The organism is Serratia sp. SSNIH1 (assembly GCF_002935055.1).
In the GTDB taxonomy this organism is placed as follows: Bacteria; Pseudomonadota; Gammaproteobacteria; order Enterobacterales; family Enterobacteriaceae; genus Serratia; species Serratia nevei.
In genome coordinates this window covers 4,546,680-4,563,607 of record NZ_CP026383.1, presented here as the reverse complement: position 1 = coordinate 4,563,607, position 16,928 = coordinate 4,546,680, and the positions used below count along the sequence as shown (strand labels likewise).

Here is a 16,928-nt window from a genome sequence, read left to right as displayed (position 1 = left end):
TTTTTACCCTAACACAGTGAATATCTGAGACAACCCTGAATGTCGTTTAAATGGGGTATTAGTGGTTTACATCAAGGTTTTAATTAGTTATGGTAATTTGGCCCGTGACTCAAAATTGACGGCCGTTATTCGCCATAATGGATTGGTTTTGGGGGAAATAACGCGGTGTGAAGCAGGGGGATATTTCGCTTCTGCGCTTGCCGTTTGGATAATAAAAAACCCGACCAGAGGTCGGGCAAAAGTCATCAGTATTTCATCAGTTTTAACGACAGGTGCCGATATCGAGGGGGATATCGTCGGGCGCTATGTTACCGCCGTAATATGACAGCCAGATGGCAGCCTCAGGCCTTGCGATACAGCCGCCGCGGGTGGCCGATATTGCCGTACAGCATCTCCACCCGCACGAACTGGGTGGCGACGCAATATTCCAGATAACGGCGGGCGGTGGTCTTGCTGATGCCGACCTGTTCCACCACGTCTTCCACCGCATGCGCCACCGCCGGCTGGGCGATAAACAGCGCCTGCACCAGCTCGAGGGTATTGGTTTCGATGCCTTTGGCGCTCGGCTCGCTGGAGAACTGCTTCGACTGCAGGTTGTACAGCGCATCGACGTTGTCCTGATCGATGATCTTGAAGGTGCGCTGGGTCTGCACAAACTGCATGAAGCGTTCGAGCGAATTGCGCAGCCGCTTGTAGGATACCGGCTTGATGATGTAGTCGAAGGCGCCGTTGCGGATCGCCTGGCTGCAGGTATGCATGTCGCTGGCGGCGGTGATGAAGATCACCGAGCAGGCGGGGTTCTTCACCGCCGGTTCTTCCATCAGCTCGATGCCCTGGCCGTCCGGCAGAAAGTTGTCCAGCAGGATCAGCCGCGGCTGATGCTCGTTGGCTTTGGCCCGCGCTTCGGCCAGCGTGGCGGCGTAGGCCACCACCCGCAGGTTGAAATTTTTCTCGATGAACTCTGCGTGCAGCGTCGCCAGTTGCGGCTCATCTTCCACGATCAGAACGTCCAGTGTTTGGTGTGACATAATCGGGTGCTCAAAAAAAATCGGGTTATGGGTTTTATTTAGGGATAAATATAGAGAATATCGCGCCGTGCGGCTCGTTGTCCGACACTTCTATGCTGCCGTGCGCCTGCGCCACGTGGCTGGCGACCAGATGCAGGCCGATGCCGTGGTCGCTTTTATCCGCTTTGGTGGTCACGCCCTGTTCAAACAGCGTATCACGAATCTCCTCGGCGATGCCGGTGCCGCGATCCGCCACCTCGATCACCAGCTCGTCGCTGCCGTCGCTGATATAAAGCTCGATCGCTTCGTGCGGGGCCGGGCAGTGCAGCGTCGCCTCCACGGCATTATCCAACAGGTTACCGACGATCGACATCAGTTCGGTCTCATTCAGCGCCGCCGGGATCTGCCGCAGCTGGCAGGCCGGATCGAAGCGCAGTTCAATACCTTTTTCTCTGGCGCTGGAGTATTTGCCCAGCAGCAGGCCGCACAGCGCCGCCGAGCTGAAGCGCTGCGAGATGAAATCGAGGATTTCCTGTGCGCCCTCCGACTGGGCCTCCACGTAGCGGATAGCCTCGTCGTAGCGCTGCATATGCAGCAGCCCGGCCAGCGTCGCGGTCCAGTTCAGCTGCTCGTGGCGCATGATGCGCAGGTTGTCGGCATAGCGTTTCACCTGGCTGAGCTGGCTGCTCAGGGTATTGATATCGTTCTTGTCGCGGAAACTGATCACCCAGCCTTGCAGTTCCTGTTCCTGCATGATGCGCACCCGGCTGGCGATCACCCGCACGTGGTTAAAGCGGCACACCTCGTCATGCGTATCCTGGCCCAGCTGCGCGGCGGCGAAGAAGTTCGGCTGCGCCTGGATCACGTCGCCGATCGGCCGGCCCAGCAAGCCGGCGGCGGGCTGGTGCAGATCCAGCAGCTCGCGCGCCGCATGGTTGATGGTGATGATCCGCATCTGCGGATCGATGGCGATCACCCCTTCATAGATGGCTTCCAGCAACGCTTTTTGCTGGCGAACCAGCAGCGCGATCTCTTTCGGCTCCAGCCAGAACATCTGGCGCTTGAGGTTTTTCGACAGCAGCCAGGAAAAGACGAACAGGGCGATCAGCAGCAGGACGATGGAGCCGATAATTTGCGTCAACGTCCTGGCATTTAAATTATCGATATGCGATTTCAAATAGCCGACGGAAACGATGCCGATCACGCGATTATTTTCATCCACGATCGGCGCCTTGCTGCGCAATGAAACGCCAATGCCGCCCTTGCGAATGGAAATAATACTTTTTCCTTCCAGCACCTCTTTATTATCGCCGCCGATCATCGGCGTGCCCAGGCGGCCTTCATATTCGGAATGATAAAGGTGGCGGGCATGATTATCGCCGATGACGATATAGCTGGCGTCGCTGCTGGCGCGGATTTTTTTCATCAGCGCGGCGATCCGGACGGCGTCGTTGTTCTCCACTGCGTCGACCAGCGAAGGAATGAGGGCAATTTCCCGCGCCTGTACCTGGGCGCGGGCGCCGAGATCGCGGTGCAGCTGCGCATCCAGCTGGTAATAGGTATAGGCGCCGATACAGGTCAGCAGCAGGCAGGAGAAGGCCACCAGGCACAGAAACAGCTTGATTTGAAATGAGAGTTTGAGGCGCATGGCGGTGCTTCACCGTAAAGAGATCCTGAAGCCTTACCCTATCACGAGAAGCGGGGTCTGTAATATTGCGCCCGATCAACTTGTGATCCCTCACACGGGATTAGAGTGAACCGGACGAGAATTGTTCGTCTGCGATAAAGTTGATAAGCTTTAAAATAAAAGCGGTATTAACACCATTAAAACCACGCCGGTTTTTACATAATCTTAATTAACCCCATAGAAACCATAACCACCATTAAAAACCCTTTTTAACTTTGAACATAATCACAGCAGATAATCCGTGCGCTTCTCTATGATGGCTGAACAAACTAATAAGAGGCCAGATTATGAGCACAACAGATGATTCTTACCTCGTAGCCAAAGACAAGGCCGCCGATATTCCTCTGCGTGAGAAATGGTGGCGGATACTGGACAATTATAAAGTAGGGATTATTCCGTTACCGTTCTTTATTCTGGCCGGCGTATTGATTCTGCTCGACTGCCTGGAAGGCAAATTGCCGAGCGATATCGTGGTGATGGTGGCCACCCTGGCGTTCTTCGGTTTCGCCTGCGGCGAATTCGGCAAGCGCCTGCCGCTGATCGGCAAAATGGGCGCGGCGGCGATCTGCGCCACCTTCATTCCTTCCGCGCTGGTGCACTACGGCCTGCTGCCGGACGTGGTGGTGGAGTCGACCACCAAGTTCTACAAATCGACCAACATTCTTTATCTCTACATCTGTTGCATCATCGTCGGCAGCATCATGAGCATGAACCGCCAGGTGCTGATCCAGGGCTTCCTGCGCATCTTCATTCCGATGCTGTGCGGCGAGATCGTCGGCATGCTGGTGGGGATGGGCGTCGGCATGGCGCTGGGCCTGGAGCCGTTCCAGATCTTCTTCTTCCTGATCCTGCCGATCATGGCCGGCGGCGTGGGTGAAGGGGCGATCCCGCTGTCGATGGGTTACGCGGCGATCCTGCACATGGAGCAGGGCGTGGCGTTGGGGCGCATTCTGCCGATCGTGATGCTCGGCAGCCTGACTGCCATCGTCATCGCCGGCCTGCTCAACCAACTGGGCAAGCGTTATCCGCACCTGACCGGCGAAGGCAGCCTGATGCCGAGCAAGCAGGGCGACAGCGACATGAACGCGGTGGAAAAAATCAGCGGCAAGGTGGACGTCAGCACCATCGCCTGCGGCGCACTGCTGGCCATCCTGCTGTATATGGTAGGCATGCTGCTGCACCGCCTGATCGGTCTGCCGGCGCCGGTGGGCATGCTGTTCGCCGCCGTGGCGGTGAAGCTGGCGCACGGGGTGTCGCCGCGTATTCAGGAAGGTTCGCAGGTGGTGTACAAATTCTTCCGCACCGCCGTGACTTATCCGATCCTGTTCGCGGTCGGCGTGGCCATCACGCCGTGGCAGGAGCTGGTGGACGCGTTCACCGTACAGAATCTGATCGTGATCGTCACAACCGTCAGCGCGCTGGTGGCGACCGGTTTCTTCGTCGGCAAGAAAATCGGCATGCACCCTATCGACGTGGCGATTGTCTCCTGTTGCCAGAGCGGGCAGGGCGGCACCGGCGACGTCGCGATCCTCACCGCCGGCAACCGCATGTCGCTGATGCCGTTCGCCCAGATCGCTACGCGTATCGGGGGCGCTATCAACGTCTCGCTGTCGCTGCTGGTGTTGGCCAAGTTCTTCGTATAACTCCTATAAATCCTTAGCGTTACTTTGCCTTTCCCCGCCCCCGCGGGGATTTTTTTGCCCGCGCGCCGGCCGTACGCGCGGGCAGAGATAATACCGGTTACGCTGCCTGTTTCATGGCGGCGTCGTACCAGGCGAAGTAGCGCTCTACGCCGCGGCGGCCGGATTCGATCAGCGCGCGTTTCTTCTCCTCGCTGATGCCGAACTCCAGCGTGCCGACGTCGAGCGTGTCGACATACACGGTGCGCTTCCAGTCGTCGCTGTCCAGGTGCACCTTGGTTTGGATGTCCAGCATCACGTTGGCCACCGCCAGGGTGAAATCAAACAGGTTGTTGACCGGCGTGCGCGGGCCGGCCTGCCCGGCGGCCTGGGCGATTGCGCCGGCGGAGTCCAGGCGAAGGCCCAGGGTGCGGGTGTTGATGCGCTGGCTGGAACTGTCGATATAAGGCGGCGTGGCGGAAAAGTCATAGTCGAACAGCCGCACCGGGTAGTTGTCGATCATGCCGCCGTCGATGCACAGATCGCCCAGGGTATTGTTCTTGGCCACGAAGGCGAACGGGAACGACATCGAAATGCGCAGGCCGTCCGCCACGTTCATGCGCGGCGTGGTGCGATGCGAATAGACCTCGCGCTGGCCGCTGTTGAGGTTGGCGCCGATAAAGTAAATCGACTTGAACCCTTTCGCCGCCTTCATCGCTTCGAACTGCTCGAAGGTAATATCCGGCTTGCCGGTATATTGCTTGATAATATCGCGCGACCATTGATAGAAATAATCGCCGGGCGCGATGCCGTATTGATTGAACAGGCGGTAGGCGTCCTGGAGCGTACCGAAAAAGCCGCCGTTATAATCGAGGAATTTTTTAAAATCCATCGCCGACAGAATTTTGGTGACGTCCGCCGAGCTGCAGCCCAGGCCGACCAGCAGCGCGGCGATGGCGCCCGCCGAGGCGCCGGAGGTTTGCTTGATCTGCGGCATGATGCCTTTGGCTTCCAGCAATTCCAGCGCGCCGCCATAGGCGATGCCTTTTACGCCGCCGCCTTCAAAGACCAGATTTTCGAATTGATAGTTCATGATATTTCCTCACTCTTGGTTTAGGGAGTAAGGAAAATAACCAAGTGGCGAGCGAGAAAACATGGATTGGGGTTGTGTGGCTCGGCAAACAGAATTATTCATAATAAATATATTATTTATATATTTATCAAAGGCATTTATTAAACAGGCGCATCGGGCCTTTTGCGTCAATACTTAGCGCTGTCCAATTCTCGCAAGGAGTCATCATGTTCTGGAAACGTTGTCTGCTGGGCGCGGCGCTGGCCGTTATGTCATTACAGGCCGGGGCCGCCGCGCCGCAGGCCAAAACCCCGACGCCGGGATTTTACCGCATCATGCTGGGCAGCGTTGAAGTGACCGCGTTGTCCGACGGCGTCATTCGCCTGCCGGCGGACAAGCTGTTGCTGAACACCACGCCGCAGCAGATCGCCGCCGGGTTGGCCGAGCGGCATCAAAGCCTGCCGGTGGTCACCTCGGTCAATGCCTATCTGATCAATACCGGCGACAAGCTGGTGATGATCGACAGCGGTGCCGGCCAGCTGCTGGGCGACGGCCTGGGCAAGCTGGTGGATAACCTGCGCGCGGCGGGCTACCAGCCGGAGCAGGTGGATGAGATCTACCTGACCCACATGCACCCGGATCACCTCGGCGGCCTGGCGCACGACGGCAAGGCGGTATTCCCCAATGCGGTGGTGCGCGCCGCCAGCCAGGACGCGGACTTCTGGCTGAGCGCCGACCAGCTGAAAAGGGCCAATGCGGAAAATAAAAGCAACTTCGAAAGAGCCCAGGCGGCGATCAAGCCTTATCAGGCGGCCGGGCACTTTAAGCCATTCAACGGCGACGGCGAGCTTTCGCCGGGCATCGCCGCCTTTGCCGCCCACGGGCATACGCCGGGCCACAGCGTCTATCAGGTGACGAGCCAGGGCAAAAAGCTGCTGTTGCTGGGGGATCTGATCCACGTAGCGGCGGTGCAGATGCCGCATCCGAAGGTGGCTATCAGCTTTGACAGCGACGCTAAGGCGGCGGTCGCTCAACGGCTGCGGGTGTTCGGCGACAGCGCGCGGCAGAGCGAGCTGGTGGGTGGTGCGCACCTGTCGTTCCCGGGGTTGGGCTACCTGAACCGCCAGGGCGAAGGGTACAACTGGGTGCCGCTGAATTACGGCGCGCTGTAACGCACTCGGTCACTACCGATTGCGCTCGGCGAATACCCGGCTGAACCAATCGAGAAACACGCGCACCCGCGGCGACAGCTGGCGGTTGCGCGGATAAAGCAGCGAGACCGGCATCGGTGGAGAAGGCCAATCCGGCAGCAGCGGCAACAGGCTGCCGTCGGCCAGATCGCCGCGCAGGTGATAGCGCGGCACCTGAATGATGCCCAACCCGGCGCGGGCGGCGGCGACCAGGCTCTCCGCCGCGCTGACCGACACCGTCGCCGGCAGCGTGATGGGCTGCGCTTGCCCCGCCACTGTGAACGCCAGCGGCATCAGCGCACCGGTCGCCGAAGAGCGAAAGCCCACCATGCGGTGATGGCGCAGATCGTCCAGGTTTTGCGGCGTGCCGAAGCGCTGCAGGTAGGCCGGGGCGGCACAGGTCACTTCTTCCAGCTCGCCCAGGCGGCGCGCCACCATGTCGCTGTCCCGCGGTTTGCCGACGCGCACCACGCAGTCGATGCCTTCCCGCAGCGCGTCCACCAGCCGATCGCCTTCGCTCATATAGAGCTCGATATCCGGGTATTGCGCCAAAAAATCAGGCAAGTCGGGCAACAGAAAATGGCGCGCCAGCGTGCCGTGCACCTCGATGCGCAGCAGCCCGCGCGGTTTGGCGCCGGCGAACGCCATCTCCGCCTCTTCGATGTCCGCCAGAATGCTCAGACAGCGCTGATAGTAGGCTTCGCCGTCCAGCGTCGGGCTGACGTGGCGGGTGGTGCGCTGCAGCAGCCTGACCTGCAGCCGGGCTTCGAGCTGTTTGATGGCGTCGGTCACGGTGGAGCGCGGCAGGTTCAGATCCTGCGCCGCCTGGGTAAAGCTACGTTGTTCTACCACGCGGGTGAACAGGCGCATGGCGTCGATTCTGTCCATAATTGTTCGTTTATTTCGGATAGTGATAACGAAGAATAGGGGATTATTCGTCGTATCGAAAGGTGCATGATGACAACTCACTGACCCAGGAGGAGAGACTTATGCAGCACGCCACTCAACGCGTCGCCATCGTCACCGGCGCATCGCGCGGCATCGGCGCCGCCATTGCCGAGCGTCTGGCCGCCGACGGTTTTACCGTCATCATCAACTATTCAGGCAACCCAGTGCCGGCCGATGAACTGGTGCGCAAGATAGAACTGGCGGGCGGCCGCGCGCTCGGCGCCAAAGCCGACGTCAGCGATGCGGCTGCGGTTTCCCGATTGTTCGACAGCGCCGAACAGGCGTTTGGCGGTGTCGACGTGCTGGTCAACAACGCCGGGGTGATGGTGCTGGCACCGGTGGCGGACATGCGCGATGAAGACGCGGATCGCCTGATCGACATCAATCTGAAAGGCAGCTTCAACACGATGCGCGAGGCGGCGAAGCGCCTGCGCGACAGCGGCCGCATCATCAACTTCTCCTCCAGCGTGGTGGGGCTGCTGCAGCCGGGGTACGGCATGTATGCCGCCAGCAAGGCGGCGATCGAGGCGCTGACCAGCGTGCTGGCAAAAGAGCTGCGCGGCCGCAATATCACGGTGAACGCCGTTGCGCCGGGGCCGACCGCGACCGGGCTGTTCCTCGACGGTAAAACCCCGGAGCTTATCGAGCGGCTGGCGAAGATGGCGCCGCTGGAGCGCCTGGGCACGCCGGAAGATATCGCCGCGGCGGTGGCCTTCCTCGCGGGGGCCGACGGCGGCTGGATCAACGGCCAAACCCTGCGCGCCAACGGCGGCATCATCTGATTGGCGACGCGCCGCCGCAGGATCGGGTATCCTGTGGCGGCACACATCACATCAAGGGCGATTTATGGCGGGCGACAATCAGCAGTTTCATCCCGGCGTCAGGTCGCCCTGCGTCAGCCTGTGCCGGATCGACGACGAAACTCAGCAGTGCCGCGGATGCCGGCGCACGCGGGCGGAGATCGCCGCTTGGCCGACCGCCAGTGACGCGGAGAAACGCGCTATTTGGCGGCGGCTTGAGCTGCGTCAGTGGGTGAAATAATCCCCAGCATTATTGCGATTGCGCTGCCAGACTCCATGTAGCACTATTGAGCTACATGTGATTGACCGACGTTGGGAGCGATTATGTCGACGACGACCATCCGTATTCCAGATGAGCTTAAAGCCCGAGTCGCCGCCGTCGCCGAGCAGGCTGGCGTGACGTCTCACAGCTTTATTTTGCAGGCCATAGCGGAGAAAACGCAGCAAGAAGAGTTGCGCCGCGACTTTGAGAATGAAGCGGAAAAACGCTATGCCAAGATCATTGCGACGGGAGAGACTGTCTCTTGGAAAGAGATGCGCGGTTATTTGGAAAATTACGCAGCGGGTAACACTGACGCTGTTAAACCTCCGGTTAAAAAATTGGGGCGCTGATGGCAAACGTCGAGTTGGCGCCAGAGGTCAGGGATGATATCGAACGTATTCTCGCTCATTTGGCTCAGCATGGTGCCGCGGATTCAGGGCGGCGCATTCAGGAAATCATCCAGGCGATTGCGGTATTGGAACATAACCCATTGATCGGACGAGCCCTTGGCGCAGGGCTGCGTGAATTGATTATTGGGCAGCAAGCTCGCGGTTATTTGGCGCTCTACAAATATATCCCTGATATCGATACGGCGTTTGTTCTGGCGATCCGTAGTCAGAAAGAACAAGGGTATTGAATGCACGATACCGGCCTGAAAGACCGGTATCGTTGTCATGCCGTCAGAAATCCCAGTCCTCATCCTCGGTGTTGACCGCCTTGCCGATGACGTAAGACGAACCGGAGCCGGAGAAGAAGTCGTGGTTTTCATCGGCGTTCGGCGACAATGCCGATAAGATCGCCGGGTTGACCTCCGCCATCGCCGGTGGGAACAGCGCTTCATACCCCAGATTCATCAGCGCCTTGTTGGCGTTGTAGTGCAGGAAGGTCTTCACGTCTTCCGTCCACCCGACGCCGTCGTACAGCTCCTCGGTGTAACGCACCTCGTTGTCGTACAAATCCTGCATCAGGTCGAAGGCAAAGTTTTTCACCTGCCGGCGCCGCGCGGCGTCCACTTTCTCCAGCCCTTTCTGGAACTTATAGCCGATGTAGTAACCGTGCACCGCCTCGTCGCGAATGATCAGGCGGATCAGATCGGCGGTGTTGGTCAGCTTGGCGCGGCTCGACCAGTACATCGGCAGATAAAAGCCCGAATAGAACAGGAACGACTCGAGGAACACGCTGGCGACCTTTTTCAGCAGCGGATCGTCGCTGCGGTAGTGGGCCAGAATGATGCCGGCCTTTTTCTGCAGCGCGCGGTTTTCCTCGCTCCAGCGGTAGGCGTCGTCCACGTCCGGCGTTTGGCACAGGGTGGAGAAGATTGAGCTGTACGAGCGGGCGTGTACCGCCTCCATAAAGCTGATGTTGGAGTACACCGCCTCTTCGTGCGGCGTCAGCGCATCGGCGATCAGGGCCGGCGCGCCGACGGTGTTCTGGATGGTGTCCAGCAGCGTCAGCCCGGTAAACACCCGAATGGTCAGCTGCTGCTCCTTCGGCGTCAGCGTGGCCCAGGAGGGGATATCGTTGGACAGCGGCACCTTCTCCGGCAGCCAGAAGTTGGAGGTCAGGCGGTTCCATACCTCCAGATCCTTGTCGTCTTCGATGATGTTCCAGTTGATGGCGCGTACCAGCGGCGCCGATGTTAGGGTCGTCATAAGTTGCCTCACAGCGAGCAGGACACGCAGCCCTGCACCTCGGTGCCTTCCAGCGCCATCTGGCGCAGGCGGATGTAGTAAATGGTCTTGATGCCTTTGCGCCAGGCGTAGATCTGCGCGCGGTTGATATCGCGGGTGGTGGCCGTATCGCGGAAGAACAGCGTCAGCGACAGCCCCTGATCGACGTGCTGCGTGGCGGCGGCGTAGGTATCGATGATCTTTTCCGGGCCAATCTCGTAGGCATCCTGGTAATACGCCAGGTTGTCGTTGGTCATGTAGGGCGCCGGGTAGTAAACGCGGCCGATCTTGCCTTCCTTGCGGATCTCGATGCGCGAAACGATCGGGTGGATGCTGGAGGTGGCGTTGTTGATGTACGAGATGGAACCGGTCGGCGGCACCGCCTGCAGGTTCTGATTGTACAGCCCGTGCAGCATCACCGACTGGCGCAGCGCGCGCCAGTCGTCGCGGCCAGGAATGGCGATGCCGGCGGCGGCGAACAGCTCGCGCACCCGCTCGGTCTGCGGCAGCCAGTCGCGTTCGGTGTACTTGTCGAAGTACTCGCCACTGGCATAGCGGGAGTGTTCAAAACCGTCGAAGGCGCCGCCGCGCTCGATCGCCAGCCGGTTCGAGGCGCGAATGGCGTGATAGGCCACGGTATAGAAATAGAGGTTGGTGAAGTCGATGCCTTCTTCCGAGCCGTAGAAAATGCGCTCGCGCGCCAGGTAACCGTGCAGGTTCATCTGGCCCAGGCCGATGGCGCGGGCGCTGCGGTTGCCCTCGGCGATCGACGGCACCGAGCGGATATCGCTCATGTCGGCCACCGCGGTCAGCGCGCGGATCGCGGTCTCGATCGCCTTGCCGAAGTCCGGCGCGTCCATGGTTTTGGCGATGTTCAGCGAGCCGAGGTTGCAGGAGATGTCCTTGCCGATGCGATCGTAGCTCAGATCCTCGTGATACGTGCTGGCGCGGTTGACCTGCAGGATCTCCGAACACAGGTTGCTCATGTTGATGCGCCCGGCGATCGGATTTTCCCGGTTGACCGTGTCCTCGAACATCACGTACGGGTAGCCGGATTCGAACTGGATCTCCGCCAGCACCTGGAAGAACTCGCGCGCGTTGATGCGCGACTTGCGGATGCGCTTGTCGTCCACCATCTCGCGGTACTTCTCGCTGACGGCAATCTCCGAAAACGGCACGCCATACACCCGTTCGACGTCGTAGGGCGAAAACAGGTACATCTCTTCGTTGTTCTTCGCCAGCTCGAAGGTGATATCCGGGATCACCACCCCCAGCGACAGCGTTTTGATGCGGATCTTCTCGTCGGCGTTTTCCCGTTTGGTGTCGAGGAAACGCAGAATGTCCGGGTGGTGGGCGTTGAGATACACCGCGCCGGCCCCCTGGCGCGCGCCGAGCTGGTTGGCGTAGGAGAAGGCGTCTTCGAGCATTTTCATGATCGGAATGACGCCCGAGGACTGGTTCTCGATGCGCTTGATTGGCGCGCCCACCTCGCGAATATTGCTCAGTAGGAAGGCCACGCCGCCGCCGCGTTTCGACAGCTGCAGCGCGGAGTTCACCGCCCGCCCGATCGATTCCATATTGTCTTCGATACGCAGCAGGAAGCAGGAGACCAGCTCGCCGCGCTGGCGTTTGCCGCAGTTGAGGAAGGTTGGGGTGGCCGGCTGGAAGCGGCCGGAAATCATCTCCTCCACCAGATCCTGCGCCAGCCCGGTGTCGCCCGCCGCAAGCCGCAGCGCCACCATGCATACCCGATCTTCGTAGCGCTCCAGATAGCGTTTGCCGTCGAAGGTTTTCAGCGTATAGCTGGTGTAGTACTTGAAGGCGCCGAGGAAGGTCTCGAAGCGGAATTTTTTGGCGTAGGCCTGCTGGAACAGCTGCTTGATAAACGGGAATTCGTACTGCGCCAGCACCTGCGGCTCGTAGTAGCCTTCCTCCACCAGATAGCGCAGCTTTTCCTCCAGGTTATGGAAGAACACGGTGTTTTGGTTGACGTGCTGCAGGAAGTAGTGCCGCGCCGCCAGCCGATCTTTATCGAACTGGATCCGGCCTTCCGCATCGTAAAGATTGAGCATCGCGTTGAGCGAATGGTAATCCAGCGCGCCCGTCTCGGGCCTGGTCAGTTCTGTCGTTGCCAAAATGCGGTTACTCCCTGTCGAACGTTTTCAACGTCTTGCGCGGTGCCGAGCAGCTCGAAGCGGTACAAAAAAGGCACCTGGCATTTTTTGGCGATGATGTCGCCGGCGATGCCGTACGCTGCGCCGAAGTTGGTGTTCCCGGCGGCGATGACGCCGCGCAGGTATGAACGGTTTTGCGGAACGTTGAGAAAGCGGATGACCTGGATCGGCACCGCGCCGACGGCGCTGCCGCCGCCATAGCTGGGCACGATCAAGATATAGGGTTGTTCCATCAGCAATTTGCTGCGGGCTCCGGCGATCGGAATGCGGATCGCCGGCAGGCCCAGTTTCTCAACGAACCGATGGGTGTTCTCCGAGCTGCTGGAGAAATAGACCAGCGGATTCATCGGCGGGCCTCAGCAGGTGAGCGCCAGCGCGCCGATCTTGTCCGGCCGGAACCCGGACCAGTGATCGTCACCGGCGATAATCACCGGAACTTGCTGATAACCTAAGGATTTAACGTGGTTCAGCGCCTGCTGATCCTGGGTGAGATCGATCACCTGATAATCAATCCCCTGTTTATCAAATGCACGATAGGTGGCGTTGCACTGGACACAGTCCGGCTTACTGTAAATAATAATGCTCATGATTCGCATTTACCTTTAGGCTGAAGGAAAGGCGGACAAGTCAGATAACGGAGCATCGTTCCTGGCGTTTCTGACGGCGTTATCAACCGAACGACATTCCCTGCGGCTGACTCATAAAATACTATATATTGATGTTTGTTTTATCAACCACGCTATATATGGTGTTTTGTGAAGTTTTGCGTGCAGGCCGCGTCGGGGCTGGAAAAGGCGAGGGAAAAAATTTTTGCGGGTGAGAAATTCCCCCTCTCAGTGAAGAGGGGGAATCGAGCGCATTACTGACGCATGCTGACGGCCAGACGATTGAAGGCGTTCATGATGCTGATGGCGAAGGTCAGATCGGCGATCTCGGTATCGCTGAAGTGCGCTTTCAGCGCCTCGAAAGCGCTGTCCGGTGCGCCGGTGGCGGCGATCAGCGTCACCGACTCGGCCCATTCCAGCGCGGCGCGTTCGCGCTCGCTGAACTCATGGCTGACGCGCCAGCCCGCCAGCGTATCCAGCTTGGCATGGCTGAAGCCGCTTTCGCGCAGCGCTTTGCCGTGCATATCCAGGCAGTAGGCGCAGCCGTTGATCTGCGAAACGCGCATAAACATCAACTCGATGGTCGCCTTGTCCAGGGTACCTTTCTCCAGCGCCATCAGCGCGCTTACCATATTTTTGTACGGGGCGGGCGCCAGCTCGGCATAGTTCAAACGTTGCTTAATCATGGTCAACCTCAATCGGTAGTAACGAAATCATGGCGCTACTTTAGCGGCCTTATGGTCTATGCTATAGGGCCATAAAATGATTATTTAACCGGACCATGATGCCATCTTTCCTGACCTCACTGCGGCTGGACAACCGGCTTGCGGAACCGCTGTACCGGCAGATTTACCTGAGGATTAAAGACGCCATCGCCCAGGGCAGCCTGGCGGCGGGCAGCCGGTTACCTTCGGTGCGCGGGTTGGCGAGCGATCTGGGCGTGGCGCGCGCCACGGTGGAAAGCGCCTACGCGCAGCTGATCGCCGAAGGTTTCTTGCAGAGCCGTGGGCAGGCGGGCACCTATGTCTCGCCGCAGCTGCCGCACGTGCCGCCGGGTGCGGTATCTGCTGCGCCGCCGTTATCGGCGATGGCACCCGATCCGCTGCAGCCGCAGGGCATGCTGCAGCCCTTCCAGCTGGGCGTGCCGGCGCTGGACGCGTTTCCAAGGGCGCTGTGGCAGCGCATTGTCGCCCGCCAGCTGCGCGGTTCCACGGTGGCTTCCCTGGCGCTGCCGCCGGCCGGCGGCCTGCCAGAGCTGCGTGAGGCGATCGCCCATTATCTGCATTTGTCGCGCGGTATCAGCTGCAGGCCGGAGCAGGTTTTCCTCTGCGCTGGCTATCCGGCGCTGTTGGACTGGGTGGTGGAGACGCTGTTGCACGCCGGCGACGCGGTATGGATCGAAGATCCCGGCTATCCGGTTACGCGCCCGCTGCTGCGGGCCGCCGGTGTCAGGCCGGTCGCCGTGCCGGTGGATGAACAAGGCATGGACGTGGCCGCCGGTATGCTGACGGCGCCTGAGGCGCGGCTGGCGGTGGTGACGCCGACCCATCAAAGCCCGCTCGGCGTCACGCTCAGCCTGGCGCGGCGCATGGCGCTGCTCGACTGGGCGCAGCAGCGCGAAGCCTGGATCCTGGAAGATGACTACGACAGCGAGTTTCGCTATCACGGGCGGCCATTGCCGCCGCTGAAAAGCCTCGATGTTCAGGGGAGGGTGTTGTACGCCGGCACCTTCAGCAAAACGCTGTTCCCGGCGCTGCGCATGGCTTACCTGGTGGTGCCCGCCGACCTGACGGAGGCCTTTGCACGCAGCAGCCGGCTACGTGGCTGCGGCTGTCCGCCGCTGCTGCAGGCCGGCGTGGCGGATTTTATCCGGCAAGGGCATTTCTACCGCCACCTGAAACGCATGCGGCCGCTGTACCGCCAGCGGCGCGAGTGGCTGACGCAGGCGCTGGAACGGCAACTGGGGACGTGGCTGACAGCGGTGCCGCAACAGGGCGGCATTCAACTGTTGGCCCGGCTGCGTGACGGGGTGGCGGATACGCCGTTGGCGGCGCAAGCCTGGCAACAGGGGTTGGCGGCGCAGGCGTTGTCGGACTGGCGAATCGACCATCCGGCGGGGCAGGGGTTACTGCTGGGGTTCGCCAATTTCACTCGGCAAGAGGAGACGGAGCGGGCGGTGCAGGGGCTGGCACAGCTGTTCAAACGTCTAAATTAAACGGCCCGCGATTTCCGCGGGCCAGACGCACATCTGTTTTATCTTTATGACTGCAGGGGTGTTAACGCCGGGCCAGCAGTACGCCGAGCACGATGCCGACGGCGGCACCGATCCCTACGCCCTGCCAAGGTTTGTCACGCACATAGCTGTCGGCTTGATCGACCGCGTCGCGCGCATGCTGTGTCAGACTGGTAGAGCCATTGAACCGCGCCCGGGCGTCGCGCAGTACGCCTTTCGCCTTACTGTGCAGCTCTTTCAGTTCCTCTTTGGTCTTGTCACCGGACTCACGCAACACTTCATCCAGCGTATCGGCCAACAGAGTGACGTCCTGATCGATATCGCGTTCTGTTCTTTCCGCTTTCTTAAACATTCAGCTCTCCATTTCGACACATGTCTTTTAAGTGTAGACCATGCCGAGATTTGTGTGGTCGATCACGCAAAAAAACGATGATTTCACCGGCGTTAGCAGCCGGCGGCGATAAAATCGCCGTTGGCGCTGACCGGGATCACCGAATTGAACAACACCAGCGCGAACAGGATCAGGATCACGCCGCCGAGCAGCACGGCGATGCGCGGCGCCAGCGCCAGCCGCTGGCGCGCAGGATCACCATCAGGCCGAAGGCGGCGATGAAGACCGCGCTGCCTTTTTCCACCCAGTAACGGCTGAGGCTGAGATCGCCCATCGACAGGTTGAGCGCCACCGCCAGCACCACCACGAACACAATGGCGACCACGCCTTGCATCAGGCTGCCCAGCAGGGTGATCGCCCGGCTGGCGTTCAGCCGTTCGCGGTGGGTGGCCAGATAAGTGGTGATGACGAACTTGCCGTGGCCGGGGCCGATGGAGTGCAGGAAGCCGTAAGCGAAACTGGCCAGCGTCAGCATCAGCCCGCCGCTGTATTGCTGGTTGCGCTGCTGCAGCAGATAGAGCACCAGATAGCGGTGCATGTAAATCTGGAAGGTAATGCAATACTGCACGAAGTCCGCCCAGTGACGCACGAACAGATAGAGCAGCGCCAGCAACAGACCGGCGAGTGCCAGACCGGTGAGGCGGCCTGGCATGTACTTCAGCGAGGCAGTTTTCATTGCGTGAGTGAACCCTGTGCCGAGGGGGGGATTCCTTCAGCATATATCTGCCGATTCGGTTCACAAGCGCCGTTCACAAACGTTGTACATTTGGTTACTCGGCGAAACCAATCACTCACGGAAACGGCCGTTTGATTCCACTAGTATCTGTTTCAACGGCTCCACCGGAGCTTACCGAAACAACACTCTGAGGATTTAAAGATGAAAAAAGTATTAGCGCTGATCGTTGCTGCCACTATGGGTCTGTCTTCTGTTGCTTTCGCTGCTGATACTGCAGCTACTGCTCCGGCTACCACCACCGCGCCAGCTGCGACCACCACTACCGCTGCGCCAGCGGCTGCTGCTGAAAAAGCGCCAGCTAAAGCAACGCACCACAAGAAAGCTAAGCACCACAAAAAAGCGCCAGCCCAGAAAGCTCAGGCCGCTAAAAAGCACCACAAAAAAGCGCCAGCTCAGAAAGCCCAGGCTGCTAAAAAACACCACAAAAAAGCGCCAGTGCAGAAAGCTCAGGCCGCTAAAAAACACCACAAAAAAGCCGGTAAAAAAGCTTAATTAAGTGATGTTTGCGGAACCGAAAGGTTCCGCACTCTCCAG

Annotated in this window: 20 protein-coding genes; 9 read left to right on the top strand and 11 right to left on the bottom strand. The window is 59.7% G+C overall.

The genetic code is table 11. The annotated features are described in order from the left end of the window. Positions 1 to 61: 61 nt before the first annotated feature. Positions 62 to 325 (top strand): hypothetical protein, encoded by a 264-nt coding sequence (locus C3F38_RS26290; RefSeq protein ID WP_139108037.1) that lies wholly within the window; start codon positions 62 to 64, stop codon positions 323 to 325. Between the two features lie 16 nt (positions 326 to 341). On the opposite strand, the gene C3F38_RS22055 is transcribed toward C3F38_RS26290, so the two are convergent. Together C3F38_RS22055 and C3F38_RS22050 are read right to left on the bottom strand one after the other, a co-directional pair. Next, positions 342 to 1,028 (bottom strand): response regulator, encoded by a 687-nt coding sequence (locus C3F38_RS22055; RefSeq protein WP_033644157.1) that lies wholly within the window; start codon positions 1,026 to 1,028, stop codon positions 342 to 344. A gap of 34 nt (positions 1,029 to 1,062) precedes the next feature. After that, positions 1,063 to 2,655 (bottom strand): sensor histidine kinase, encoded by a 1,593-nt coding sequence (locus C3F38_RS22050; protein WP_038872834.1) that lies wholly within the window; start codon positions 2,653 to 2,655, stop codon positions 1,063 to 1,065. Positions 2,656 to 2,981: 326 nt separating this feature from the next. Between C3F38_RS22050 and C3F38_RS22045 the strand changes: the two genes are divergently transcribed. Further along, positions 2,982 to 4,337: a 2-hydroxycarboxylate transporter family protein gene (locus C3F38_RS22045; protein ID WP_033635692.1), complete on the top strand. Its 1,356-nt coding sequence runs from the start codon at positions 2,982 to 2,984 to the stop codon at positions 4,335 to 4,337. Between the two features lie 97 nt (positions 4,338 to 4,434). On the opposite strand, the gene C3F38_RS22040 is transcribed toward C3F38_RS22045, so the two are convergent. Then, positions 4,435 to 5,406 (bottom strand): patatin-like phospholipase family protein, encoded by a 972-nt coding sequence (locus C3F38_RS22040; protein WP_055317111.1) that lies wholly within the window; start codon positions 5,404 to 5,406, stop codon positions 4,435 to 4,437. A gap of 206 nt (positions 5,407 to 5,612) precedes the next feature. On the opposite strand from C3F38_RS22040, the gene C3F38_RS22035 reads away from it, so the two are divergent. Next, on the top strand, positions 5,613 to 6,557 hold the full coding sequence (locus C3F38_RS22035; RefSeq protein ID WP_038872823.1) for an MBL fold metallo-hydrolase: 945 nt from the start codon (positions 5,613 to 5,615) through the stop codon (positions 6,555 to 6,557). Positions 6,558 to 6,569: 12 nt separating this feature from the next. Here the strand turns inward: C3F38_RS22035 and C3F38_RS22030 are convergent, their stop codons facing one another. Continuing rightward, positions 6,570 to 7,463 (bottom strand): LysR family transcriptional regulator, encoded by an 894-nt coding sequence (locus C3F38_RS22030; RefSeq protein WP_055317110.1) that lies wholly within the window; start codon positions 7,461 to 7,463, stop codon positions 6,570 to 6,572. Positions 7,464 to 7,564: 101 nt separating this feature from the next. Between C3F38_RS22030 and C3F38_RS22025 the strand changes: the two genes are divergently transcribed. The 4 genes from C3F38_RS22025 (at position 7,565) to C3F38_RS22010 (ending at position 9,222) form a co-directional block, all read left to right on the top strand. Beyond that, a complete protein-coding gene (locus C3F38_RS22025) occupies positions 7,565 to 8,305 on the top strand; it encodes an SDR family oxidoreductase (protein WP_038872817.1) in 741 nt (246 codons plus the stop codon). 64 nt (positions 8,306 to 8,369) lie between these two features. Continuing rightward, positions 8,370 to 8,564, top strand: a complete 195-nt coding sequence (locus C3F38_RS22020) for a DUF1289 domain-containing protein (RefSeq protein ID WP_038872815.1) — start codon at positions 8,370 to 8,372, stop codon at positions 8,562 to 8,564. A gap of 83 nt (positions 8,565 to 8,647) precedes the next feature. Continuing rightward, entirely contained in the window at positions 8,648 to 8,935 is a 288-nt protein-coding gene (locus tag C3F38_RS22015; RefSeq protein WP_038872812.1) for a CopG family ribbon-helix-helix protein, read from the top strand. Then, a complete protein-coding gene (locus C3F38_RS22010; protein ID WP_055317109.1) occupies positions 8,935 to 9,222 on the top strand; it encodes a type II toxin-antitoxin system RelE/ParE family toxin in 288 nt (95 codons plus the stop codon). Before C3F38_RS22015 ends, C3F38_RS22010 begins: the two co-directional genes overlap by 1 nt. A 43-nt stretch (positions 9,223 to 9,265) precedes the next feature. Here C3F38_RS22010 and nrdF read toward each other — a convergent pair whose 3' ends face one another. The 5 genes from nrdF to C3F38_RS21985 form a co-directional block, all read right to left on the bottom strand. After that, positions 9,266 to 10,237, bottom strand: coding sequence for a class 1b ribonucleoside-diphosphate reductase subunit beta (gene nrdF, locus C3F38_RS22005; RefSeq protein WP_038872807.1), 972 nt, complete (start codon positions 10,235 to 10,237; stop codon positions 9,266 to 9,268). An 8-nt stretch (positions 10,238 to 10,245) separates the two neighbouring features. Next, positions 10,246 to 12,390: a class 1b ribonucleoside-diphosphate reductase subunit alpha gene (gene nrdE / locus C3F38_RS22000; RefSeq protein ID WP_071845366.1), complete on the bottom strand. Its 2,145-nt coding sequence runs from the start codon at positions 12,388 to 12,390 to the stop codon at positions 10,246 to 10,248. Next, positions 12,372 to 12,776, bottom strand: coding sequence for a class Ib ribonucleoside-diphosphate reductase assembly flavoprotein NrdI (nrdI, locus tag C3F38_RS21995; RefSeq protein WP_015378865.1), 405 nt, complete (start codon positions 12,774 to 12,776; stop codon positions 12,372 to 12,374). The genes nrdE and nrdI overlap by 19 nt, the downstream gene beginning before the upstream one ends. Positions 12,777 to 12,785: 9 nt before the next feature. Next, positions 12,786 to 13,016, bottom strand: a complete 231-nt coding sequence (gene nrdH, locus C3F38_RS21990; protein WP_004928934.1) for a glutaredoxin-like protein NrdH — start codon at positions 13,014 to 13,016, stop codon at positions 12,786 to 12,788. 272 nt (positions 13,017 to 13,288) lie between these two features. After that, positions 13,289 to 13,720 carry a carboxymuconolactone decarboxylase family protein gene (locus tag C3F38_RS21985; protein WP_038872802.1) on the bottom strand — a complete coding sequence of 144 codons (432 nt, stop codon included), beginning with the start codon at positions 13,718 to 13,720 and terminating at the stop codon, positions 13,289 to 13,291. 95 nt (positions 13,721 to 13,815) lie between these two features. Between C3F38_RS21985 and C3F38_RS21980 the strand changes: the two genes are divergently transcribed. Further along, complete coding sequence (locus C3F38_RS21980; RefSeq protein WP_055317108.1) at positions 13,816 to 15,249, top strand: PLP-dependent aminotransferase family protein; 1,434 nt, start codon at positions 13,816 to 13,818, stop codon at positions 15,247 to 15,249. 61 nt (positions 15,250 to 15,310) lie between these two features. On the opposite strand, the gene C3F38_RS21975 is transcribed toward C3F38_RS21980, so the two are convergent. After that, positions 15,311 to 15,619 carry a YqjD family protein gene (locus C3F38_RS21975; protein WP_004928950.1) on the bottom strand — a complete coding sequence of 103 codons (309 nt, stop codon included), beginning with the start codon at positions 15,617 to 15,619 and terminating at the stop codon, positions 15,311 to 15,313. 175 nt (positions 15,620 to 15,794) lie between these two features. Continuing rightward, positions 15,795 to 16,334: a nickel/cobalt transporter gene (locus tag C3F38_RS21970; RefSeq protein ID WP_055317107.1), complete on the bottom strand. Its 540-nt coding sequence runs from the start codon at positions 16,332 to 16,334 to the stop codon at positions 15,795 to 15,797. Between the two features lie 201 nt (positions 16,335 to 16,535). Between C3F38_RS21970 and asr the strand changes: the two genes are divergently transcribed. Then, the gene (gene asr, locus C3F38_RS21965) at positions 16,536 to 16,886 is read left to right on the top strand and encodes an acid resistance repetitive basic protein Asr (RefSeq protein ID WP_004928953.1); all 351 of its coding nucleotides are present in this window, start codon (positions 16,536 to 16,538) and stop codon (positions 16,884 to 16,886) included. Positions 16,887 to 16,928: the final 42 nt, after the last annotated feature.